This is a genomic window from Idiomarina tyrosinivorans (assembly GCF_003987475.1).
Taxonomy (GTDB): domain Bacteria; phylum Pseudomonadota; class Gammaproteobacteria; order Enterobacterales; family Alteromonadaceae; genus Idiomarina; species Idiomarina tyrosinivorans.
Genome location: NZ_PIQH01000006.1, coordinates 121488 through 144912, shown reverse-complemented (window position 1 = coordinate 144912; position 23425 = coordinate 121488). Strand labels below are relative to the sequence as shown.

Here is a 23425-nt window from a genome sequence, read left to right as displayed (position 1 = left end):
CAGGTTGAACTCCGACAGGAGATAAATCGTGAAAGACTTGCTGAAGTTTTTAAAACCGATGAATCAGGCGGAAGAATTTGATGCAATTCGCATCGGTCTTGCGTCTCCCGACATGATCCGTAGTTGGTCATACGGGGAAGTTAAAAAGCCAGAAACCATCAATTACCGGACATTTAAGCCGGAACGTGATGGTTTGTTCTGTGCGCGTATCTTTGGCCCGGTCAAAGACTACGAGTGCTTGTGTGGTAAATACAAGCGTCTTAAGCACCGTGGCGTAATCTGTGAAAAATGTGGTGTTGAAGTTACGTTGACCAAAGTGCGTCGTGAGCGCATGGGTCACATCGAGCTTGCTAGCCCTGTTGCTCACATTTGGTTCCTTAAGTCGTTGCCTTCACGCATCGGCTTGATGCTTGATATGACCCTGCGTGATATCGAGCGGGTTCTGTATTTCGAATCGTACGTTGTCACCGAGCCAGGTATGACATCGTTAGAAGGCGGCCAGATCCTAACCGAAGAAGAATACCTCGACGCGTTAGAAGAACATGGTGACGAATTCGAAGCGAAAATGGGTGCTGAAGCGGTTCTTGAACTGCTCCGCGAAGTAGATATCGAAGCGGAAATCAAGCAGTTACGTGAAGAGCTTCCTGAGACCAACTCAGAAACCAAGCGTAAGAAAATTAGTAAGCGTTTGAAGTTGCTTGAGTCATTCCAAATGTCAGGAAACAAACCTGAGTGGATGATCATGAAAGTGCTTCCTGTGTTGCCACCGGATTTACGTCCGTTGGTACCACTTGATGGTGGCCGTTTCGCGACTTCGGATTTGAACGACTTATACCGTCGTGTGATTAACCGTAACAACCGTTTGAAGCGTCTATTGGATCTGGCTGCGCCAGATATCATCGTGCGTAACGAAAAGCGGATGTTGCAAGAAGCGGTTGATGCATTGTTAGATAACGGCCGTCGTGGTCGTGCTATTACTGGCTCTAACAAGCGTCCATTGAAATCGCTTGCAGACATGATTAAAGGTAAACAAGGTCGTTTCCGTCAGAACTTGCTGGGTAAACGTGTCGACTACTCTGGTCGTTCGGTTATCACTGTGGGTCCTAAATTGCGTCTGCACCAGTGCGGCCTACCGAAGAAAATGGCATTGGAATTGTTCAAGCCATTCATCTACGGCAAATTGGAGCGTCGTGGTGTCGCTACAACCATCAAAGCTGCGAAGAAGATGGTTGAGCGTGAAACCGCAGAAGTTTGGGACGTACTTGACGAAGTGATCAAAGAGCATCCGGTACTATTAAACCGGGCGCCAACCCTTCACCGTTTGGGTATCCAAGCGTTTGAACCGGTATTGATTGAAGGTAAAGCCATTCAATTACACCCGTTGGTTTGTGCGGCCTATAACGCCGACTTCGACGGTGACCAAATGGCGGTACACGTGCCACTAACGTTGGAAGCACAGTTGGAAGCGCGGGCATTGATGATGTCTACCAACAACGTGTTGTCTCCAGCAAGCGGTGAGCCAATCATCGTGCCTTCGCAGGACGTTGTCTTGGGTCTGTATTACATGACTAAAGAAAAAATCAACGGTAAAGGCGAAGGCATGGCATTTAAAAATGCCAAAGAAGTAGAAAAAGCCTATCGCAGTGGTGCTGTGGAACTTCACAGCCGTATTAAAGTACGTATTCCAGAAACCCATATCGCGGAAGATGGTAGCCGTACTAAAACGGTCAAGTTGTTCGATACCACAGCGGGTCGTGCGATTCTATCGCTGATTATGCCTGAAGGTCTGCCGTTCGAAATGATCGACCAGCCGATGGGTAAAAAGCCAATCGCTCGTATGCTAAACCGTGCGTACCGTGATATCGGCCTAAAAGAAACCGTGATTTTTGCTGACCAAATCATGTACACCGGTTTCCATTACGCGATGATTTCGGGTGCCTCTATCGGTATTAACGATATGGTTATCCCAGACGCGAAGAAAGCCATCATCGACGAAGCGGAAGCAGAAGTTGCAGAGATTCAAGAACAGTTTGAATCGGGCTTGGTTACTGCAGGCGAGAAATACAACAAAGTCATCGACATTTGGTCTACCGCGAACGAACGCGTTTCCAAAGCGATGATGGAAAACTTGTCGAAAGAAGTCGTCACCAACAAAGACGGTAAAGAAGAAGAACAGGCATCATTTAACTCAGTGTTTATGATGGCCGATTCTGGTGCACGGGGTAGCCCCGCACAGATCCGTCAGTTGGCCGGTATGCGTGGTTTGATGGCGAAGCCAGATGGCTCAATCATCGAAACCCCAATCGTGGCGAACTTCCGTGAAGGTCTGAACGTACTTCAGTACTTCATCTCAACCCACGGTGCGCGTAAAGGTTTGGCCGATACCGCATTGAAGACGGCGAACTCAGGTTATCTGACACGTCGTTTGGTCGACGTTGCGCAAGACGTGGTGATCATGCAAGAAGACTGTGGCACTCACGAAGGTCTCTTCATGAAGCCATTGATCGAAGGTGGTGATGTGGTAGAACCATTGCGCGAACGGGTACTCGGTCGCGTATTGTGTGAAGACGTTATCAAGCCGGGAACGAAGAAAGCGGTATTGTTGCCTCGTAACACTTTGCTCGACGAGAAAAACTGTGACGTGCTTGAAGAGCACTCAATCGACGAAGTAAAAGTTCGCTCGGTTATCACCTGTGATACAGAGTTCGGCGTGTGTGCACAATGTTACGGTCGTGACCTTGGTCGCGGACACTTGGTCAACCAAGGTGAAGCCGTGGGCGTTATCGCTGCGCAATCAATAGGTGAGCCAGGTACACAGTTAACCATGCGTACGTTCCACATCGGTGGTGCGGCATCACGGGCATCTGCAGAAAACAGTATCCAAGTAAAAAATGCCGGTACCTTGAAACTGCACAATGCGAAATCAGTTCGTAACAGTGATGACCACATTGTTATCACTTCACGTTCAACCGAGTTAACGTTGATTGATGAATTCGGTCGTGAGCGTGAGCGTTATAAAGTGCCTTACGGTGCGGTATTGAAGAAAGGTGAAGCAGAACAAGTTGAAGCGGGCGAAACCGTGGCTAACTGGGATCCGCACACTCACCCAATCATTACCGAGGTAGAAGGTCGGATTAAATTCGTTGACTTGGTTGATGGTGTAACCATGACCCGTCAAACGGATGAATTGACTGGCTTATCAAGCATCGTGGTATTGGAAACAGGTCAACGCACCAGTGCGGGTAAAGACATGCGTCCGATGGTGAAACTGGTCGATGAGAAAGGTGACGACGTTAATATCGCCGGCACCGACATTCCTGCGCAATATTTCTTGCCAGGTAATGCCATCGTCAACTTGGAAGACAACGCCGAAGTGAAAGTGGGTGATACCTTAGCGCGGATTCCGCAGGAAGGTTCAAAAACTCGCGACATCACTGGTGGTCTGCCACGGGTTGCTGACTTGTTCGAAGCGCGTAAGCCAAAAGAGCCTGCGATTCTTGCTGAAATCACCGGTACGGTGTCGTTCGGTAAAGAAACCAAAGGTAAACGTCGATTGATTATCACTCCAACAGATGGTGGTGATCAGCACGAAGAAATGATTCCGAAATGGCGTCAATTGAACGTGTTCGAAGGTGAACAGGTACAGAAAGGTGAGGTGATTGCCGACGGTCCTGAAGCACCGCACGACATTCTGCGTTTACGTGGTATCAGCGCTGTAGCGAATTACATTGTTAACGAAGTCCAAGAAGTTTACCGCCTACAAGGGGTAAAAATTAACGACAAACACATCGAAACGATTGTTCGTCAGATGCTTCGTAAAGCATTGATCCTGCGCGCCGGTGACACCGAATTGCTAGAAGGCGAAATGATGGAGCTAGGCGATGTCTTGGCAGCCAACAAAAAAGCTGAAGCTGAAGGCAAAATGCCGGCAATCTTCGAGCGTCAATTGTTGGGTATTACCAAAGCATCGCTGTCGACAGAGTCATTCATCTCTGCGGCGTCGTTCCAGGAAACTACACGGGTACTGACAGAAGCGGCCGTACAAGGCAAGCAAGATGGACTACGTGGCTTGAAAGAGAACGTTATCGTGGGTCGCTTGATCCCAGCAGGTACGGGCTATTCATACCACCGCGAACGTCAACAGTTACGTGCAGAGGAAGAAGAAACGCTAACACCTAAGCTGACTGCGGAAGAAGCAGAACAGCAGTTAGCGGATGCCTTGAACGCAGGAAGTCAGGATAACGAACAAGAATAATTGTTCGCTAAATATCTGAAAACGTATAGAAGCCGGTACTGTAATGGTACCGGCTTCTTTTATGGAGCCTTGACAGGCGAAAATCTGACCATTAAAATTCCCGCTCCCGATTTTCGGGATCCGTTTTCCTATGGGGGAACGGGAAATGATTTTTCACACGGTTGAGCGACATCAACTAACTTAGGAGTAATGAATGGCAACAGTTAACCAGCTGGTGCGCAAAGGTCGTCAAAAGCCGGTTGCTAAAAGCAACGTTCCGGCGCTTGAGGCTTGCCCACAAAAGCGCGGTGTTTGTACCCGCGTATATACAACTACCCCGAAAAAACCGAACTCAGCATTGCGTAAAGTATGCCGTGTTCGTTTAACCAATGGCTTCGAAGTAAGCTCGTACATTGGTGGTGAGGGTCACAACTTACAAGAACACAGTGTGGTACTAATCCGTGGCGGTCGTGTTAAAGACTTGCCAGGTGTGCGTTATCACACCGTACGCGGCGCACTTGACTGCGCAGGCGTTAACGATCGTAAACAAGGCCGTTCTAAGTACGGCGCGAAACGGCCTAAGTCTTAACGGTTCTCCGTTAGTAAGGCCAAACACAACATACGTTTTGGGGAAACCCTGAATTAATCGGAGAATTTTGAGATGCCAAGAAGACGCGTCATAGGTCAACGTAAAATCCTGCCGGATCCTAAGTTCGGATCAGAGTTGTTGGCTAAATTTATCAATGTCGTCATGGTTGACGGCAAAAAATCTGTCGCAGAAAAGATCATTTACGGTGCTCTAGATATCCTGGCTGATAAGTCAGGCAAAGATCACCTAGAAATTTTTGAAGCGGCGTTGGACAACGTTCGTCCTACTGTCGAGGTTAAATCTCGTCGCGTGGGTGGTTCTACCTACCAAGTACCAGTCGAAGTTCGTCCAGTACGTCGTAATGCACTGGCTATGCGTTGGTTAGTTGATGCAGCGCGTGTCCGTGGTGAAAAATCAATGTCGCAGCGTCTAGCCGCTGAAATGTTAGACGCATCTGAAAGCAAAGGGTCGGCTGTGAAGAAACGTGAAGACGTTCACCGCATGGCTGAAGCGAACAAAGCCTTCGCTCACTATCGCTGGTAATTATTTCACAGTTAACCATTTAAGGAGTTTATTGTGGCTCGTAAGACTTCCATTGAGCGCTATCGTAATATCGGTATCTGTGCTCACGTAGACGCTGGTAAAACGACCACCACAGAGCGTGTGTTGTTTTATACCGGTCTGTCTCACAAAATTGGTGAGGTACATGATGGTGCTGCAACCATGGACTGGATGGAGCAGGAGCAGGAGCGTGGTATCACAATCACCTCTGCTGCGACTACCTGTTTCTGGCAGGGCATGGACAAGCAGTTCCCTGAGCACCGCATCAATATCATCGATACTCCTGGACACGTTGACTTCACAATCGAAGTAGAACGTTCTTTGCGGGTACTTGATGGTGCAGTTGTTGTGTTGTGTGCTTCTTCAGGCGTGCAACCGCAGACTGAAACCGTATGGCGTCAGGCTAACAAATACGAAGTACCACGCATGGTATTCGTGAACAAGATGGACCGTGCAGGTGCGGACTTCTTGGCAGTTGTTGGGCAAATGAAAACTCGCTTAGCAGCAGAAGCGGTACCAATGCAGTTACCGGTTGGCGCAGAAGATAACTTCCGCGGCGTTGTGGACTTGATCAAAATGAAGTTCATCAACTGGAACGAAGAAGACATGGGTACGTCTTTCACTTATGAAGACATCCCTGCAGACATGGTTGAAGAGTGTGAAGAATGGCACAACAACCTTGTTGAAGCAGCTGCAGAAGCTAACGAAGAATTGATGGAAAAATACCTTGAAGAAGGTGAACTAACAGAAGCCGAGATTAAGCAAGGCCTACGTGCTCGCACATTGGCTAACGAAATCTGCTTGGTTGCTGCTGGTTCAGCGTTCAAAAACAAAGGCGTTCAAGCGGTTCTTGACGCAGTTGTCGAATATTTGCCATCACCCACTGAAGTTAAGGCAATTCGCGGTATTCTTCCTGACGAGTCAGAAGGCGTGCGTAAGTCATCTGATGACGAGCCTTTCTCAGCGTTGGCATTCAAAATCGCTACCGACCCATTCGTTGGTACTCTGACTTTCGTTCGTGTTTATTCAGGTAAACTGAACCAAGGTGACGGCGTTCTTAACGCAGTTAAGAGCAAAAAAGAACGTGTTGGCCGTATGGTACAGATGCACTCGAACAGCCGTGAAGAGATCAAAGAAGTATTGGCTGGCGACATCGCTGCACTGATCGGTTTGAAAGACGTAACCACCGGTGACACGCTGTGTGATCCAAACAATCCAATCATTTTGGAACGTATGGAATTCCCAGAGCCTGTTATCTCTGTTGCGGTTGAACCAAAAACCAAAGCTGACCAAGAGAAAATGGGTATTGCCCTAGGTAAGTTGGCGGCAGAAGATCCTTCGTTCCGTGTTAAAACTGACGAAGAATCTGGTCAAACCATCATCTCTGGTATGGGTGAGCTGCACTTGGATATCATCGTTGACCGTATGAAGCGTGAGTTCAAAGTTGAATGTAACGTAGGTCAGCCTCAGGTTGCTTACCGTGAAGCTATCCGCAGCAAGGTTGAAGTCGAAGGTAAATTCGTACGTCAATCAGGTGGTCGCGGTCAGTTCGGTCACGTATGGTTAAGACTTGAGCCGATGACGATCGAAGAAGATGAAAACGGCGACGACATTACTTACGAATTCGTTAACGAAATCGTTGGTGGTGTAGTACCGAAAGAGTACATCCCTGCGGTCGATAAAGGTATTCAAGAACAAATGCAACAAGGTGTGCTTGCTGGCTTCCCAGTATTGGGTGTTAAAGCGACCTTGTATGATGGTTCATACCACGACGTTGACTCGTCAGAAATGGCGTTTAAAATCGCGGGTAGCATGGCGTTCAAAAAAGGCGCAATGCAGGCGAGCCCAGTATTACTTGAGCCGATGATGAAGGTTGAAGTAGTAACCCCTGAAGAATTCATGGGTGACGTAGTGGGTGACTTGAACCGTCGTCGCGGTTTAATCGAAGGTATGGAAGAAGCTCCTGGTGGCTTGAAAGCGGTTAACGCGCAAGTACCACTGTCTGAGATGTTCGGTTATGCAACCGACTTGCGTTCACAAACGCAAGGTCGCGCATCTTACTCAATGGAGTTCTTGAAGTACGGCGAAGCGCCTAATAACATTGCTGAAAAAGTAATGGCTGAGCGCAACACTAAAGGTTAAGTAAGGTCTGGTCCGGTCTCGAAAGGGCCGGGCTTTTAACTTAAGTTTGAGGAAATATCATGTCTAAAGAAAAATTTGAACGCTCGAAACCGCACGTAAACGTCGGTACAATCGGTCACGTTGACCACGGTAAAACTACGCTGACAGCTGCCATTACTACCGTATTGGCAAAAGTATACGGCGGTGCGGCGAAAGACTTCGCCTCTATTGATAACGCGCCAGAAGAGAAAGAGCGTGGTATCACGATTTCGACGTCACACGTAGAATATGACACGCCAGCACGTCACTACGCGCACGTAGACTGCCCAGGACACGCTGACTATGTTAAAAACATGATCACCGGTGCAGCGCAGATGGACGGCGCGATTTTGGTAGTAGCGGCAACAGACGGCCCAATGCCACAAACGCGTGAGCACATCTTGTTGTCACGTCAGGTAGGCGTACCGTTTATCGTAGTCTTCATGAACAAATGTGACATGGTAGACGACGAAGAGTTGTTGGAATTGGTAGAAATGGAAGTTCGTGAGTTGTTGTCAGAGTACGACTTCCCGGGCGACGACTTGCCAGTTATCCAAGGCTCAGCGTTGAAAGCGTTGGAAGGCGACGAAGAATGGTCGAAGAAGATTGTAGAATTGGCAGATGCGCTAGATTCATACATCCCAGAGCCAGAGCGTGACATCGACAAGCCGTTCATCATGCCAATCGAAGACGTATTCTCGATTTCAGGTCGTGGTACGGTAGTAACCGGTCGTGTAGAGCGCGGAATCGTTAAGACGGGTGACGAGTGTGAAATCGTAGGAATGAAAGAAACTACGAAGACCACCGTAACGGGTGTAGAGATGTTCCGTAAGTTGCTAGACGAAGGTCGTGCAGGTGAGAACATCGGTGCGTTGTTGCGTGGTACGAAGCGTGACGAAGTAGAGCGTGGCCAAGTATTGGCGAAGCCAGGCACAATCACTCCGCACACGAAATTCGAAGCAGAAGTCTACGTATTGACCAAAGAAGAAGGTGGCCGTCACACGCCATTCTTTAAAGGCTATCGTCCACAGTTCTACTTCCGTACAACAGACGTAACGGGCGCAGTAGAATTGCCAGAAGGCGTAGAAATGGTCATGCCAGGTGACAACTTGAAATTTGTTGTAGACCTGATTGCTCCAATCGCGATGGACGAAGGTTTACGCTTCGCGATTCGTGAAGGTGGCCGTACAGTAGGTGCAGGTGTTGTGTCTAAAATCTTAGACTAAGCACTTACGCTAAGTACTGAAGAAGCCCGCTTAACCGCGGGCTTTTTTATTTCTGCTGTTCCGCGGCAGAGCGATGCCTTGACATTTGTTAGAGATGTTAGGAGTATTAATAGGGCTTTTTTGAGGGTTACTGAATTTTGAGAAGACTGATATTCGCTTTATTGCTTGTCATTATCTCAGTGAACGCACACGCGCAGATGAAGGTGCGTGTCGCCGCCTATGAATTTGCCCCGTACTACTCAAAATATTTAGATTCCAGTTTAACCTCCGACCTCATCGATGCGTTAAACGCCTATCAAGACACCTACGAATTTGTTTTGCAAGAAGTGCCTGCGGCGACACGTTATCGCGCCCTGTCAAAAAAGGGTTGTTGTGATGTCATGTTCTTCGAAGACATTGATTGGGGTTGGAACCGCAAAGGCGAGACGGTGCAGGCGGTACAGCCGTTAATTCAAGGTAGCGATAGATTTGTGGCCTTGAAGCAACCCGGGAGAACGCAAGCGTATTTTAAGGACTTAACCGATAAACGCCTTGGCGGCATCAATGGTTACCATTATAGTTTCACCAACTATCACACCGACCGAAAATTCCTCGAACAACACTACAACATGTACTTGGCAGATTCGCATGTCGCCTGCTTACGCCTGTTACTGCATGGGCGTCTTGATGTGATCGTACTGAATGATGAATTCCTTGCCGCGCTGCAAAATGCGAAGGAAGATTATTTGGATAAACTATTAATCTCTCAGCGCCACGATCAACAATATAAGCTCAGCATTCTTGTTGCGGACAATAAAGCGGTAAGCGCGACAATTATACGCCAACTGATTCGTGAATTAGGTCGCAACGGTACAATCGATCAATTGTTTCGGCGTTACAATTTAAGCCGTTTTCAAATCTATCGCTCTCGCGGAGTGCATTAATAAACGCTAAGCCCTAATCGCGTTGCCACTTCGCGGATCATGTAGAGTCCTCTCTGGCTGTTGCCGTAGTGGTTTAATTTGGGGCTCCACGCCGCGATAACGCCATAATCGGGTACTACTGCGACAATACCACCGCCGACGCCACTTTTCGCTGGCACTCCTACGGTAAAGGCGAATTCACCGCTTTGGTCATACATCCCCGAGGTGGAGAGGATGGCATTGATGCGTTGTGCATCTCGGCGCGCGACGATGCGCTTCTGCGAAAACGGACAGACACCACGATTTGCCAAGAAGGCGAATGAGCGCGCCAACTGCTGAGTACTCATGGTCAGGGCACATTGCCAAAAATAGTGATCCAGCACCTCGTCTACGTCCGCTTCGATATTGCCAAAGCTCTTCATCAGATGGGCAAGTGCGGCGTTGCGGTGACCATGCGCCATCTCACTTTGGTGAACCCGGCCGTCAGCAAATACATCGTCCGCGCCGCAAAGTTGCCTGACCAAGCTTAGAACCGCGTTCTTACTGGCTGAATAACGGCTAACAAGCACATCGGCAACGAGAATTGCGCCGGCGTTTATCATTGGATTACGCGGAATGCCTTTTTCCCATTCAAGCTGCACAATGGAATTAAAAGGTTGCCCAGAAGGCTCCATTTGAACCCGCTCCCAAAGCGACTCGCCAACACGTTCCATGGCCAGCATAAGGCCAAAAATTTTTGAGATAGATTGAATAGAAAAGCGTTGCGCGGCATCACCTACCGACACACTCTGACCGTCTAGGGTCGCCAAGGTAAGCGCGCATTGCTCTGGGGCAACTTCGGCCAGTGCAGGAATGTAGCTGGCAACCTCACCACCTTCAATCGCTCGTGCCTGTTGATAAATGGTTTCCAATAAGGCTCGAGTGTCATCAGGTTGTTGTATCGGCTGGCCGCCGCTCATTACATCATGCGTCAATCGGATACTCCGGATGTGCCAATGCTGAAAGTTTCTGTTTGATGTCTGCCGTTAACGGTGTGGCTTTTTGTTCGCTGTAGTCAAAGTACACCAATATCGTCTTACCCATAGCACAGCATTGGTCGTCTTGCCAAACCTCGGTGCCAATATCGAAACTACTGTTCCCTAAGCGCATGACGAACGTTTTCACCGTAACGGGCTTACCAAAATATATTGGACGAAGATAATCGACTTCTAAACGTGCCACGATCAGGCTAATGGTCTCGCCGGACATTGCGCCAAAGAAGTCGAAAATGGGTAAACGCCCGGTTTCTATCCATCCTGGGATCACCGTGTTATTGACATGCCCAAGCGCGTCGGTTTCATAAAATCTGACCTTAAACTGCTCTTCTAACATCTTACTTTCCCTGTTTTAACATCGGTTTTAAAAAGGTCGCTGTATGAGAGCGTGGTTCGTTAACAATCTTCTCTGGCGCGCCCTCACACAGAATTTCGCCACCCCCAGAGCCCCCCTCTGGGCCTAAATCGACAATCCAATCAGCGGTTTTAATCACATCTAAGTTATGCTCGATAATCACGACTGTATTGCCATGATCGCGTAAACGGTGAATCACCGACAACAACTGCTGGATATCATGGAAGTGCAAGCCGGTTGTCGGTTCATCCAGAATATAAAGGGTTTTACCGGTGTCGCGTTTGGACAATTCGCGAGACAACTTGACCCGTTGCGCCTCACCACCGGAAAGCGTCGTCGCCGACTGTCCCAAGCGAATGTAGGAGAGACCCACATCGATCAGGGTTTGTAACTTACGGGCAATGGCAGGAACCGCATCAAAGAATTCTCGCGCGTCCTCTACGGTCATATCCAGTACTTCATGAATGCTCTTACCTTTGTACTGAATCTCTAAGGTTTCACGGTTATAACGTTTGCCTTTACAGATATCGCAAGGTACATAGACGTCGGGTAAAAAATGCATTTCGACCTTAATCACGCCATCGCCTTGGCAAGCCTCGCAACGTCCACCACGGACGTTAAAAGAAAAACGTCCGGGTTTGTAGCCGCGAGCTCGGGCTTCAGGGACGCCAGCAAATAACTCGCGAATAGGCGTGAAGATGCCTGTATAGGTCGCAGGGTTTGAGCGCGGTGTGCGTCCAATTGGGCTTTGGTCGATATCGACCACTTTGTCGAGATATTGCATGCCGTCTACGGCTTGGTATGGCGCTGGTTCAACCGCGGTAGCGCCGTTGAGCTCGTGGTGAGCGATGCGGAATAGGGTATCATTGACCAGCGTTGATTTACCTGAACCCGAGACACCCGTTACACAGGTCATCAAGCCAATAGGTAGCTTCAGCTCGACATCTTTTAGGTTGTTGCCACTGGCACCGGATAACGTGATCCAGCGATCGTCAGGTTGGTGGCGTTGTGCGGGAACAACGATTTTTTGTTTACCACTAAGGTATTGCCCCGTTAGTGAGCCTTCACTATTAATGATGTCGTTAACGTCACCTTGGGCGATAATGCTGCCGCCATGAACGCCTGCCCCGGGGCCAATATCAATAACATGGTCAGCCTGACGGATCGCATCTTCATCATGCTCAACCACAATGACGGTATTACCCAAGTCGCGTAAGTGGGTCAGTGTCGCCAATAGGCGTTCATTGTCACGCTGGTGTAAGCCAATACTGGGTTCGTCGAGCACATACATGACGCCGACCAAACCGGCACCAATTTGCGAGGCTAAACGGATCCGTTGCGCCTCCCCCCCGGACAGTGTTTCTGCACTGCGTGAGAGGCTTAGGTAGTTGAGTCCAACATTGACCAAAAAGTGTAAGCGGTCATTGATCTCTTTAAGGATTTTCTCAGCAATTTGTGCGCGTTGGCCTTCAAGCGATAAGTTATTGAAAAAGTCTAATGCATCGCCAATAGACTTTTCGACAATCTCTGGCAGCGTGGTGTCGTTGACAAAAACATGCCGTGCTTCAATCCGCAAACGCGTGCCGTGGCAGCTCTTACACGGCTGCACCGCAAGGTACTTGCTTAGCTCATCGCGAACCGCTTGCGACTCGGTCTCCCGATAGCGTCGTTGCATATTCGGGATAATGCCTTCAAACGCATGGTCACGGACGACTTTATCACCACGATCATTCATATAGGTGAAGCGAATCGAGGTTTTACCACTGCCGTACAGTACGACCTGACGCACATCGTCCGGTAAACTGTTAAATGGCGCGGTTAAGCTAAAGTCATAGTGTTTCGCCAGCGACTGTAGCATCTGATAGTAGTAAAAATTGCGTTTGTCCCAGCCGCGGATGGCGCCACCAGACAACGATAGTTCACTGTTTGTTACCACTTTATCAGGGTCAAAAAACTGCTCAACACCCAGTCCGTCACAAGTGGTACAAGCTCCCGCTGGGTTGTTGAACGAAAACAGTCGTGGCTCTAGCTCTTGCATGCTGTAGCCGCAATGTGGGCAGGCGAAGTTCGCGGAAAACACTAAGGTTTCGCCGTCACCCTCCATTGGCGCGACGAACGCTGTGCCGCCACTCAATTCCAACGCGGTTTCAAAGGATTCTGCTAAGCGTTGCTCAATGCCGTCACGTGCTTTGAAACGGTCGACCACCACTTCAATCGTATGTTTTTTCTGTAGCTCTAGTGTTGGAGGATCGCTGAGGTCGCAAATTTCGCCGTCGATACGGGCACGGATAAAGCCTTGTAGCTGCAGGTTCTCTAATACTTTAACGTGCTCGCCTTTACGGTTTTGAATAATCGGTGCGAGCAACATTAATTTACTGCCTTCTGGTTGCTCCAGCACTTGGTCAACCATTTGCGATACAGTTTGCGCGGCAAGCGCGACATCGTGCGTCGGACAGCGTGGTTCGCCCACTCGGGCATACATAAGGCGCAAGTAGTCGTAGATTTCGGTGATCGTGCCCACCGTCGAACGCGGGTTATGCGAGGTCGACTTTTGTTCAATCGAAATGGCGGGTGATAAGCCTTCTATGGCATCGACGTCAGGCTTCTCCATTAACGACAAAAACTGCCGTGCATAGGCCGACAGCGATTCAACGTAACGCCTTTGCCCCTCTGCATAAAGCGTGTCAAACGCGAGTGATGATTTACCAGACCCAGACAACCCCGTGATCACAATCAAACGGTCGCGCGGAATGGTTAAGTTAATATTTTTCAGGTTATGGGTTCTAGCCCCACGGACTTCTATCGTTTCCATGTTTCGTTTGCGTTACTGTTTGGTGAGCGGAGAAATAATGGGCCATTATCGCACAGCCATGACCTTCTGGTACAATCTAGCCGTTCGCTATTTCATTTACCTTCAAGCAGGCCAGACTCATGACCCAAGAATCGCTAAATGCAACAGAGCGTAAAGCAGCCCTTTCGTTAGCGGCTGTCTTTGGAGTACGGATGTTGGGGTTATTTTTGATCATGCCGGTATTGGCGATCTATGCCCAAAATTACCCCGACTACAGTGCCACTATGGTGGGTGTCGCACTCGGGGCATATGGATTAACTCAAGCATTACTGCAAATTCCTCTCGGTATTGTGTCCGATCGAATCGGTCGTCGCCCAGTTATCGTCGGTGGATTACTCTTATTTGCTGTTGGGAGCGTCGTTGCTGCGACGTCTGATACGCTCACCGGTATCGCAATTGGCCGCGCGATTCAGGGCACCGGCGCGATTGCGGCGGCAATCCTAGCACTCGCGGCCGACGTCTCTCGTGATGACCAACGGCCTAAAGTTATGGCGACTATTGGTATGTGTATCGGCTTCGCTTTCGCTATTGCTTTGGTGCTGGGGCCGCTATTGGCGAGTGCCGTCGGGCTGAAAGGCGTATTCTGGCTAACCGCTGCCAGTGCATTATTGGGTATTGGGCTTTTACTCTTCAGCGTACCTAAGGTTGTTAATCGCAACGCCCGTCGTGAAGCCCTACCCGTATTATCGGAAATGGGTCAACTGTTGAAGCATAAGCAGCTTTGGCGGCTCAACTTTGGCGTGTTTGTGTTGCACGCAATGATGACCGCATGGTTTGTTAATTTACCGCTGCAATTAGAGAAAGCGGGGTTAGATGGAGCGACCCAAGCGTGGCTCTATTTACCGACCTTAGTACTGTCGTTTGTATTTATGATCCCCATGCTAATAATGAGTGCGCGCAGTGACGCGCCGCGGCTGTGGTTCCGCGCCGCGATCGGTCTGTTATTGTTAGCGATGTTGATGATCGAGACCGAAGGCAGCCATTTTATTGGCTTGGTGGTTGCGGTCATAGTATTCTTTACCGGCTTCAACTTTTTGGAGGCGACGCTACCGTCATTGTTAACGCGCATCGCTCCCCCGGGTAGTAAAGGCAGTGCTAGTGGGCTTTACACCACCTGTCAGTTTTTAGGCGCCTTTATTGGCGGTTCGGCCGGCGGGTATTTATTACAACACGATGGGTTAGATGGCGTTATGCTTTTCGCCATTGTCTTGTTACTATGTTGGTTGGCGATCACTTACGGTATGCGCTACCCCGCGAAAGCGGTGAATGCGGCTTACGACACCCCAGCGCTGAATGCCCAACAAGCTGAGCAACTGGCCGATAAGCTAGTGCAAATTGCCGGTGTGGAGGAAGCGCGAGTGGTGACCGAAGAGCGCAAAACCTATTTGAAAATCGATAAAAAACAATTTGATGAAAGTGCCGTGAAGGCGCTACTGAAAGTGGAATAACAGGAGAACAGAATGGCCAGTCGTGGGGTTAACAAAGTCATCTTAGTGGGTAACTTGGGCGCTGATCCAGAAATTCGTTACACCCAAAACAGCACCGCGATAGCAAATCTGTCGATTGCGACGAGTGAGACGTGGAAAGATAAGCAAACCGGTGAGCCGCGCGAACAAACCGAATGGCACCGTTGTGTGGCCTACCGTCGTTTAGCAGAAATTGCCGGTGAGTATCTGAAAAAGGGCTCAAAAGTCTATGTTGAAGGACGCTTACAAACGCGCAAGTGGCAAGGCCAAGACGGTGTTGAACGCTATACCACTGAAATTGTAATCAACGAAATGCAGATGCTTGATTCACGCGGCGGTAGCCAAGGTGGGCAAGGCATGAACCAAGGTTTCGGTGGTCAGCAACAAGGCGGTGGTTATGGTAATGCCCCACAAGGAGGCATGGGTGGCCAGCAGCAACAAAGCCGTCCGCAAGGGCAGGGCATGAACCAAAACACCCAAGCTAATCAAGGTGGGTTTGGCGGCCAACAGCAGCAGCGCCCGGCCCAGCAAGCGCCGGAACCAGAACCATTTTCACCAGATAACGACTTCGACGACGATATCCCGTTCTAGCCCTCGCGGTGAATGCGATATCCCAAAGCCCTCAAACATTGAGGGCTTTTTTGTTGGGGTTAGTCATCATCGTCTTCGAAGGCTTCGATAAGCGAACGAAATTCGCGTAAACGATTGCGCACGCCACTGACTTCTTCCACCGTCTGTTTGGCAAGTTGGGTTGTGTGCTTAGAAGATTCTGTGAGCGACGATACACTTTCACGTATTTCTGTTACTGCGCTGCTATGCTGCTCTGCCGCCACGGCAATTTGTGCCATGCGATCATTGATGTCATCTACGCCAATTGATACTTTAGTAAGTTCTTCTTTTGTGCGTTCACTTAGTTCACCAACTTCCTCAGCTTTGTCGGCTTGTTTACTCATTTGCTCGTGCGATGCTTGCACCGCTGCGTTCATTTTATGAATACTCGATTGAATTTCGTCGACCGCGCGTTGTGTTCGTTGCGAGAGTGTTCTTACTTCGTCCGCAACAACGGCAAAGCCGCGCCCAGATTCGCCGGCCCTTGCGGCTTCAATAGCCGCGTTCAATGCTAATAAGTTCGTTTGTTCTGCAATCCCGTCAATTTGTTCAACAACGGCAGAGACATTTTCCGCGTTGCTATTAAGCTCACGCGTCGTATTTCGTCCACTTTTTACCAACTCCACAAGCTCATGAATAGTCGTAGCGCTTTGTTGGTTGAACTGATCGGCATGCTTCATCTGGGACTTCACATCGCTACAGGCATCGGCAGAATTGGACGCATTATGTGCAATGTCGTCAACAGTAGTAGACATTTGTTCCATTGCGACTGCAATTTGGTCTAACGAATCGCTTGCTTGCCCCGTTGTTACAACAGTGTTTTCGGAATGCTCCCTAGTAGTGTTGATAGCTTCTTGTATATCTTCTGTGCCTCTACCAAGTCGAGACATCATGGCATTTATGATACCGTCTTTGAGTGCAATCTCGTAATCTAGCGGGGCACTGCTGGCGTCGTCACTATAAATTGCATGCTGACTTTCACAAAAACGGGCCTCAAGTTTTGCCAGACGTTTTGCTTGTTTACGACGTGTTAAGTAATTTCCAATAATCAGCGCAAAAGTGACGATGATGGATGTAACCAACCACGCCCAACCATAAAAACTGGCAGCTATAAATAGTCCAATAACGATGGCAATGTTTACCCACTCATGTTGTGCTAAAAGCGGTTGTTTTAGACGTTTTTTATAAAGCTGCTTTGCCTTTGCGATATGCCTATCTTCGGCAAATTCACCAAGCCATTGACTGCCGTTGACTTTCCCTTTCTTGAACAGCGGTCTTACCAATACATCAAGCCATACTATGGTTTGTGCTATTGAAAAAGGAACGATACCCCGCCAAGCAAATCCTCCGTTTACCGTATCGTGGATCTCTGCTTCAACCTGTGGCGGGAGTGTCTGAACCAGCTCGCGCAAAGGGGTTTCATTCAATTGATCAGATTGCTCCTTATAGAGCACTCTGAAATCAGAGTTTACCTGTCGAATTTTTTGTTCTTGGGATAGCGAAAATACGAAATTTGCGTCGCTATTCAGGCCATTAAATGACATAAAGCGTCCTATTTTTTTAAATACGTTGTTGTTATAGAGGAAAAAATAGACAAGGAAAAGCGTGAGTTTCGCTAGGCAAACGAATGCTTTGAGCATCTTAGTCATGTGATGAGCATTCAGTTATTTTCTGCAAGCTACGCGAAAAAAGGGATGTAGGAATAATTAAAAAATAATTTTTCATAAGAATATAACTATACGCTTATAACAAAAAACGCGATTTACTTAGCATGCTAACCATGTTAAAGTGGTTAGCATGCTAAGTAATAGAGAAATAGTGATGTCTCCAACTGATGATTTATTAAAACAGCTTTCCGTGGCTGAACGCTTGGCCCGGGTTGCACGCGTGTGGCAGCGGGTGGTTGATCAAGAACTTGAGCCGTTAGGGCTTACGCATCCACGCTGGAGTGCACTGTGGAAGTTGGCACGTTTAGGTGACGGTATTAGCCAAAAGCAACTGGCGCAAGCGCTAGAAATTCAGTTGGCGTCATTAATGCGCACCCTCAGTCAACTGGAGCAGCAGGGGTTAACTGAACGACGAGATTGCGCTGACGATAAGCGTGCTAAACAAGTCTATCTGACGCCAGCAGGCCGAGAACTCGTGGCTTCGATGGAAACCCGAATTCTCGCGGTGCGCCGGGCGCTATTAAACGATATTAGTGATGAGCAACTGAGCACGGTGCGGGAAGTGCTGCACAGCATATGTGTCAATGCCAAAGCCTTTGAAGTGGCTCAGCAAGGAGGTCAGGATGAGCGCTGATCAAAAATTTGCCCGTTGGGTGAAAGTATCAATAGCGGTTTTTGTGGTGATCTTTGGCTATTTTCTGTTTGCCGATGCGGTGATTCCGATGACCCCACAGGCCAAAGTGACGCGCGTGGTTACTCAGGTCGCACCTCAGGTTAGTGGCACCATCGTGCAGGTGGATATTAACAATAACCAACGGGTCAAACCGGGCCAACGGTTATTTACTATTGACCCTCGACCCTATCGTTTGGCTGTAGAGAATGCGCAACTCAGCTTACAGCAGGCGCACCAGCAAAATGCCCAGTTAGATGCAAAAATTGCAGCAGCAGCAGCGAGCTTAACCGCTGAAAAAACGGCAGCCGCTGAATATCAACGTGAAGCGCAGCGTGTTGAGGGATTGTTTAACGACGGCAGTGCTTCGCAACAACAGTTGGATCAAATTCACAGCCAAACCGATGCCGCACAAGCGAAGGTTGCCGCGGCCAAGGCTAACCTAAACGAGCTAAGAACGGATCGCGGCGCACTCGATGATGACAGTAACTTACGCATCCAGAAAGCACGCACGGCATTGGATATTGCGCAGCTCAATCTTGCTTACACGGAAGTGCGCGCTAAGCAAGTCGGCCAAGTGAGCAACTTACAATTGCAGCAGGGTGCCTATGCACGCGCTGGTCAACCGTTACTGGCGGTAGTCGGCGACGAGGTCGACTTAATTGCAGATTTTCGCGAGAAAAGTCTGCGTAACGTCAACGTTGGTCAGCATGCCTATGTCGTATTTGATGCGCAACCGGGCGAGGTATACCAGGCCACGGTGAGCAGTATTGATGCCGGTGTTGCTGCTGGGCAGTTAGCCGCCAACGGTGTGTTAGCCGATCCATTGCAATCAAACCGCTGGGTGCGAGATGCACAGCGCTTACGTATCCACCTTCGGCTTGCCCAACCAGAGGTTACCAGCGATATGCCCGCGGGCGCTAAAGCCACTGTGCAACTGCTGCCAGAGTCAGGACTCTTAACTGCGCTGGCAAGGATGCAAATTCGTACCGTAGGCTTGCTGCACTATATTTATTAAGGCAACGCTATGCAGCCGTTAACTGCCAATGGATTACGCCAGTGCCTAAGGATCGCCATCGGTGCGACCTGTGGCTTTGTCTTTGCCAAGGTGTTTGGCTTTCAGTATGGCGTGTTTTTTACCGTCGTACCTATGTTGTTATTGGGCATGGTGCCGGTAATGAATCTGCATGCGGCGCGCCAATTATTGGCTGCCGGCGTGGTCTGTGCTTTGGAAGTTGGCATTATTGGCGGTTTGCTGGGCAGTCATCCAATATTGGTCACCTTGGTTGCCTTTGTTTTGTTTCTTTATCGCTTTATTTGTATGGCCAAAGGTCCACTGTTTCTTTTTGGTGCGAACGGCGTGCTGATGTTGAGCATTTTGCTGCATTTCGCGAGTTACCCGAGCACCAATGTGAATGATCTGTTGCTGAACAATTTACTCGCTAATGTACTCTCGATCGCTGTCGCGTTTGTACTCACAGTGATATTACCCGATGTAGAACCTCGTCCAGCAGCACCGCAGGCGCCTGCGAAAACGTCCAGTCGTATTCGCCATGAGGCGTTGCTCGGTGCAATTGTCTGTACCTTGGCGTTCATTGCCTTCCAAAGCCTCGATTTGAAAGATTCGATGTCGGCGCAAGCCACCATGATTTTGGTGTTGTTTCCGATGAACTGGTACGGTGCCATAGCTTACGCACGGCGGCGCGCTATCGGCACTATTCTTGGGGTGGTTTATGGCTTGGCGGCGCAAGCCTTATTATATAGCTGGAGTCACCAGCTACTGCTGCTGGTTCCGTTGTTTTGGATTGGGGTGTTAATTTTCGCACGCTTACATGTCCGTGAGGCGAACGGTGCGGGAGTTGGCTTCGGCGCCTTGACCACGTTGGGTATTTTGTTTGGACAATACTTAACGCCAACAAGTGATCTGGTCTTCAGTGGTTTATACCGAGTCAGTAGCACATTGGCCGCCATCGTTATTGCTATGACGGCCTGTTTTGCCTTGCATCATCTATTGAACCGTTTTCCGGCGACGCGCTTTGGTGATTAGTCGGTGAGCCCGTGCTGACGTGCGACTTCGTCAAAGTAACTGATGTTCTTTTTCGCGTAAGCACGCTTTTCTACATAGTTGCCGGGGAAAAAGTTTTTCTTAAAGCCGTAAGCAACCATGTCTTTTAAACGCTTCAGCGGAACATCAAACGTCGACAACGCTAGTTCATACTCATTGCTAACCGTGGTACGTGACACCAACCGGTTATCGGTACAAATAATCGTGGCTAAGCGATTGTCCAGCATATGCTTGAAGTTGTGATTTTTGATGTCACCAATGCTTGGATTGGTTTGCAAGTTACTGGTTAAGCAGACTTCGACGGCAATCCGTCGGTCACCAATGTACGACGCCAAATTGCGGCTGTAGGTTTGCTTATCCTCGATGTCTGGATCTTCGATCATTTCTGGCGAGAACAGCGAATAACCATGCCCCAAACGGTCAGCATGACATTGTGTCAGCGCTTCGAAAATACTCTCTGCCCCGTATGCTTCACCCGCGTGAACGGTTTTCAATAAAAAGTTTTCGTGGGCGTACTCATATACCTCGCGGAACTCGCTGGCAGGGTAGCCAATTTCCTGCCCCGCTATGTCTAGGCCAACAATCGGAATACCTTCATCATCGCGCATCCGCACACTGGCACGCACCAGCTCCATGGCCGCGGTTTTGATCACTTGCATGGGTTCAAAATCGCGCATCAACTGGAACAGTTGAGTGTAATAGGGCGAAAAGCCCTTTTTGCCAAACATCCGCATTGCGCAGTTAATGATGCCGTATTCAAACGGCGGACGTTCGCCGGCTTTAACCTCGGCACTGTTGTTGTATTCGGTTTTGGCTTTTTTCAGGCCATCGTTGACCACATGCATAATGGTATCAAAGGTCACCCCATTGCTTGGGTTCATCAGCAATTGTGGAGCAAAGCGTACTTCTATGTAGGTCACTCCCTCACGCTGATTGTCGACCGCCAACTCGTAGGCTGCTTGTTCGAGATTTTCTAAGTCCCGTAATACCGCACAGGTATATTGAAAGCCATTAAGGTACTCACCGAGGTTGTTGTAATGGGATTTGAAAACTTTCTCGTATAAACCCTCTGGGGTGTACGAAGGTAATTCAATGTGTGCCCGTTTTGCCATGTCGATAAGACTCTCGACGCGCAGACTGCCATCCAAATGAAGGTGTAAGTCGGCTTTAGGCATCGCTTGAATAAATGCTTTACTGTATTTTGGCATTAGGGGCTCCTGTTACCGGTGAGTTTTTACAATGATGCCATAAAATCGTGATAACCTCCCGTATCTTGAGTGAATAGCATAATAACGAAAACAACTATGGCCTCTTTATACTTCACTTACTCCGCCATGAACGCGGGTAAAAGCACCTCGTTATTGCAGGTGGCGCACAACTATGAAGAACGTCGCCAACAGGTATTGTTGATGACGCCAGCGGTCGATGACCGCGCTGGCGCAGGGCGGATAGCTTCGCGCCTTGGTATTGCGCGTGAAGCGCTACCGTTTACCAGCCACTGTGCACTAGACCAGAAGATTGTTGCCGCTCATCAACAACAAGCCATTGATTGTGTGTTGCTTGATGAGGCGCAATTTCTGACTCCGGCGCAAGTTTGGCAACTGTCACGAGTGGTAGATCAGCACAATATCCCGGTAATGTGCTACGGCATCCGCACCGATGCCTTTGGCGAGGCGTTCCCTGGCAGTGCGGTACTGTTGGCGATAGCAGACAAATTGGTCGAAATGAAGACCATTTGTCATTGTGGACGTAAGGCCACGATGTCGCTCCGGGTTGACGAACACGGCCACGCTATCCGCATGGGGTCACAAATTGCTATTGGCGGCAACGACCGTTATGTCTCTTGTTGTCGACAGCATTGGAAAGAGGCGATGGGGATTCGATAAGTCAGGGTGAGATATTGACTAAGTCAGGTATAATAGCGACAGTTGATAAGATGATCTGAGGTCCCTGATGCGCACAGTAACCATTCCCCGCCCCGACGATTGGCATTTACACTTACGAGATGAAGCGATGTTGGCGCTCACTGTGCCTGCGACGGCACAGGTATTCAATCGTTGTGTGGTGATGCCAAATTTGGTTCCACCGGTAACCACTGTGGCGTTGGCAATGGCGTATCGGCAACGAATTCTTGCGCAGCTCCCCGCTAGCATGAGCTTTGACCCAAAAATGGCGTTATACCTCACCGATAAAACCTCGCTCGAAGACGTCGAACAGGCTGCGGCGAACCCCGATGTTATCGGCTTTAAGCTATATCCATCTGGTGCCACCACGAACTCTTCTGCCGGGGTGAAGTCAATGGCGGCGCTTGACCCGCTGTTAGAAAAAATGGCGGCGCTACAAGTGCCGCTGTTGGTGCACGGCGAAGTCACCGATGCTGACATCGATATTTTTGACCGAGAGCAAGTATTTATCGAACGGCACTTGCAGCCGATGCTTGCGAAATTTCCCACACTGAAATTAGTGTTAGAGCATATAACCACTGGCAACGCCGTGGACTTTGTTTTATCGCAAGGGGATAACGTGGCGGCAACGATTACCCCGCAGCACCTGTTGATGAATCGTAATGATCTGCTGGTTGGGGGTATTCGTCCGCATAACTACTGTTTGCCAATTCTGAAGCGCCGTGAACATCAAATGCGCTTACAGCAGGCGGCGTTGTCGGCGAACCCGAAATTCTTTTTAGGGACTGACTCTGCACCGCACGTGCAAGCTAACAAAGAAACCTCGTGTGGCTGCGCCGGCTGCTTTTCTGCGCCGGCGGCGATTGAACTTTATGCCGAGTTTTTTGATCAACATGATAGTTTGGATAAGCTCGCCGACTTCGCTAGTGGCTTCGGTGCCGATTTCTATGGTTTGCCGCGGAACAATGAAACGCTGACGTTAAAGCAACACCCGTGGCAGGTGCCTGAGCAGGTGTCAGTGGCGCAGCAGCAGGTGGTGCCATATTTCGCTGGAGAAACGCTGAACTGGCAAATATCACGGGATTAACGGTTCAGATTTTTGTTATAACGCCGATAATCAGTGTATTACTAG

General features: G+C 49.2%; 18 protein-coding genes. 13 read left to right on the top strand and 5 right to left on the bottom strand.

The window, feature by feature from the left end:
* The first annotated feature begins 28 nt into the window (after window positions 1-28).
* The 6 genes from rpoC (at window position 29) to CWI84_RS07640 (ending at window position 9693) form a co-directional block, all read left to right on the top strand.
* The gene (rpoC, locus tag CWI84_RS07665) at window positions 29-4255 is read left to right on the top strand and encodes a DNA-directed RNA polymerase subunit beta' (RefSeq protein WP_126842005.1); all 4227 of its coding nucleotides are present in this window, start codon (window positions 29-31) and stop codon (window positions 4253-4255) included.
* Window positions 4256-4448: 193 nt separating this feature from the next.
* The gene (rpsL, locus tag CWI84_RS07660; protein ID WP_126842004.1) at window positions 4449-4823 is read left to right on the top strand and encodes a 30S ribosomal protein S12; all 375 of its coding nucleotides are present in this window, start codon (window positions 4449-4451) and stop codon (window positions 4821-4823) included.
* A 72-nt stretch (window positions 4824-4895) separates the two neighbouring features.
* Complete coding sequence (gene rpsG, locus CWI84_RS07655; RefSeq protein WP_126842003.1) at window positions 4896-5366, top strand: 30S ribosomal protein S7; 471 nt, start codon at window positions 4896-4898, stop codon at window positions 5364-5366.
* A 33-nt stretch (window positions 5367-5399) separates the two neighbouring features.
* Window positions 5400-7526, top strand: coding sequence for an elongation factor G (gene fusA, locus CWI84_RS07650; protein WP_126842002.1), 2127 nt, complete (start codon window positions 5400-5402; stop codon window positions 7524-7526).
* 59 nt (window positions 7527-7585) lie between these two features.
* A complete protein-coding gene (tuf, locus tag CWI84_RS07645; protein WP_126842001.1) occupies window positions 7586-8770 on the top strand; it encodes an elongation factor Tu in 1185 nt (394 codons plus the stop codon).
* A 197-nt stretch (window positions 8771-8967) separates the two neighbouring features.
* Window positions 8968-9693: a substrate-binding periplasmic protein gene (locus CWI84_RS07640; RefSeq protein ID WP_126842000.1), complete on the top strand. Its 726-nt coding sequence runs from the start codon at window positions 8968-8970 to the stop codon at window positions 9691-9693.
* Here the strand turns inward: CWI84_RS07640 and CWI84_RS07635 are convergent.
* The 3 genes from CWI84_RS07635 to uvrA are packed head-to-tail and all read right to left on the bottom strand — an operon-like array spanning window position 9690 to window position 13873.
* Window positions 9690-10646, bottom strand: a complete 957-nt coding sequence (locus CWI84_RS07635; protein ID WP_126841999.1) for a glutaminase — start codon at window positions 10644-10646, stop codon at window positions 9690-9692. The two genes, CWI84_RS07640 and CWI84_RS07635, sit on opposite strands and share 4 nt — an antisense overlap.
* Window positions 10636-11043, bottom strand: coding sequence for an acyl-CoA thioesterase (locus CWI84_RS07630; protein WP_126841998.1), 408 nt, complete (start codon window positions 11041-11043; stop codon window positions 10636-10638). Before CWI84_RS07630 ends, CWI84_RS07635 begins: the two co-directional genes overlap by 11 nt.
* 1 nt (window position 11044) lies before the next feature.
* The gene (gene uvrA / locus CWI84_RS07625) at window positions 11045-13873 is read right to left on the bottom strand and encodes an excinuclease ABC subunit UvrA (RefSeq protein ID WP_126841997.1); all 2829 of its coding nucleotides are present in this window, start codon (window positions 13871-13873) and stop codon (window positions 11045-11047) included.
* A 119-nt stretch (window positions 13874-13992) separates the two neighbouring features.
* Between uvrA and CWI84_RS07620 the strand changes: the two genes are divergently transcribed.
* Entirely contained in the window at window positions 13993-15360 is a 1368-nt protein-coding gene (locus tag CWI84_RS07620; protein ID WP_126841996.1) for an MFS transporter, read from the top strand.
* A 12-nt stretch (window positions 15361-15372) separates the two neighbouring features.
* Window positions 15373-15969, top strand: coding sequence for a single-stranded DNA-binding protein (gene ssb, locus CWI84_RS07615; RefSeq protein ID WP_126841995.1), 597 nt, complete (start codon window positions 15373-15375; stop codon window positions 15967-15969).
* A gap of 59 nt (window positions 15970-16028) precedes the next feature.
* On the opposite strand, the gene CWI84_RS07610 is transcribed toward ssb, so the two are convergent.
* A complete protein-coding gene (locus CWI84_RS07610; protein ID WP_126841994.1) occupies window positions 16029-17636 on the bottom strand; it encodes a methyl-accepting chemotaxis protein in 1608 nt (535 codons plus the stop codon).
* Window positions 17637-17808: 172 nt separating this feature from the next.
* Between CWI84_RS07610 and CWI84_RS07605 the strand changes: the two genes are divergently transcribed.
* From CWI84_RS07605 to CWI84_RS07595, 3 genes are read left to right on the top strand one after another with little or no spacing between them, the layout of a single operon-like run.
* The gene (locus CWI84_RS07605; RefSeq protein ID WP_126841993.1) at window positions 17809-18288 is read left to right on the top strand and encodes a MarR family transcriptional regulator; all 480 of its coding nucleotides are present in this window, start codon (window positions 17809-17811) and stop codon (window positions 18286-18288) included.
* On the top strand, window positions 18278-19342 hold the full coding sequence (locus CWI84_RS07600) for an HlyD family secretion protein (RefSeq protein WP_126841992.1): 1065 nt from the start codon (window positions 18278-18280) through the stop codon (window positions 19340-19342). Before CWI84_RS07605 ends, CWI84_RS07600 begins: the two co-directional genes overlap by 11 nt.
* A 9-nt stretch (window positions 19343-19351) precedes the next feature.
* On the top strand, window positions 19352-20371 hold the full coding sequence (locus CWI84_RS07595) for a DUF2955 domain-containing protein (protein WP_126841991.1): 1020 nt from the start codon (window positions 19352-19354) through the stop codon (window positions 20369-20371).
* Here the strand turns inward: CWI84_RS07595 and CWI84_RS07590 are convergent.
* Window positions 20368-21597 (bottom strand): adenosine deaminase family protein, encoded by a 1230-nt coding sequence (locus tag CWI84_RS07590; protein WP_126841990.1) that lies wholly within the window; start codon window positions 21595-21597, stop codon window positions 20368-20370. The genes CWI84_RS07595 and CWI84_RS07590 overlap by 4 nt on opposite strands.
* A 96-nt stretch (window positions 21598-21693) precedes the next feature.
* Between CWI84_RS07590 and CWI84_RS07585 the strand changes: the two genes are divergently transcribed.
* Both CWI84_RS07585 and pyrC read left to right on the top strand, forming a co-directional pair.
* Window positions 21694-22275 (top strand): thymidine kinase, encoded by a 582-nt coding sequence (locus tag CWI84_RS07585; RefSeq protein ID WP_126841989.1) that lies wholly within the window; start codon window positions 21694-21696, stop codon window positions 22273-22275.
* Window positions 22276-22342: 67 nt separating this feature from the next.
* On the top strand, window positions 22343-23380 hold the full coding sequence (gene pyrC, locus CWI84_RS07580) for a dihydroorotase (RefSeq protein ID WP_126841988.1): 1038 nt from the start codon (window positions 22343-22345) through the stop codon (window positions 23378-23380).
* The last annotated feature ends 45 nt before the right edge of the window (window positions 23381-23425 follow it).

Coding starts and splice junctions, on each gene's coding strand:
- rpsL (WP_126842004.1), top strand. CDS start 4,449: ATGGCAACAGTTAACCAGCTGGTGCGCAAAGGTCGTCAAAAGCCGGTT.
- rpsG (WP_126842003.1), top strand. CDS start 4,896: ATGCCAAGAAGACGCGTCATAGGTCAACGTAAAATCCTGCCGGATCCT.
- tuf (WP_126842001.1), top strand. CDS start 7,586: ATGTCTAAAGAAAAATTTGAACGCTCGAAACCGCACGTAAACGTCGGT.
- CWI84_RS07640 (WP_126842000.1), top strand. CDS start 8,968: ATGAAGGTGCGTGTCGCCGCCTATGAATTTGCCCCGTACTACTCAAAA.
- CWI84_RS07630 (WP_126841998.1), bottom strand. CDS start 11,043: ATGTTAGAAGAGCAGTTTAAGGTCAGATTTTATGAAACCGACGCGCTT.
- uvrA (WP_126841997.1), bottom strand. CDS start 13,873: ATGGAAACGATAGAAGTCCGTGGGGCTAGAACCCATAACCTGAAAAAT.
- CWI84_RS07620 (WP_126841996.1), top strand. CDS start 13,993: ATGACCCAAGAATCGCTAAATGCAACAGAGCGTAAAGCAGCCCTTTCG.
- ssb (WP_126841995.1), top strand. CDS start 15,373: ATGGCCAGTCGTGGGGTTAACAAAGTCATCTTAGTGGGTAACTTGGGC.
- CWI84_RS07610 (WP_126841994.1), bottom strand. CDS start 17,636: ATGACTAAGATGCTCAAAGCATTCGTTTGCCTAGCGAAACTCACGCTT.
- CWI84_RS07605 (WP_126841993.1), top strand. CDS start 17,809: ATGTCTCCAACTGATGATTTATTAAAACAGCTTTCCGTGGCTGAACGC.
- CWI84_RS07600 (WP_126841992.1), top strand. CDS start 18,278: ATGAGCGCTGATCAAAAATTTGCCCGTTGGGTGAAAGTATCAATAGCG.
- CWI84_RS07595 (WP_126841991.1), top strand. CDS start 19,352: ATGCAGCCGTTAACTGCCAATGGATTACGCCAGTGCCTAAGGATCGCC.
- CWI84_RS07590 (WP_126841990.1), bottom strand. CDS start 21,597: ATGCCAAAATACAGTAAAGCATTTATTCAAGCGATGCCTAAAGCCGAC.
- CWI84_RS07585 (WP_126841989.1), top strand. CDS start 21,694: ATGGCCTCTTTATACTTCACTTACTCCGCCATGAACGCGGGTAAAAGC.
- pyrC (WP_126841988.1), top strand. CDS start 22,343: ATGCGCACAGTAACCATTCCCCGCCCCGACGATTGGCATTTACACTTA.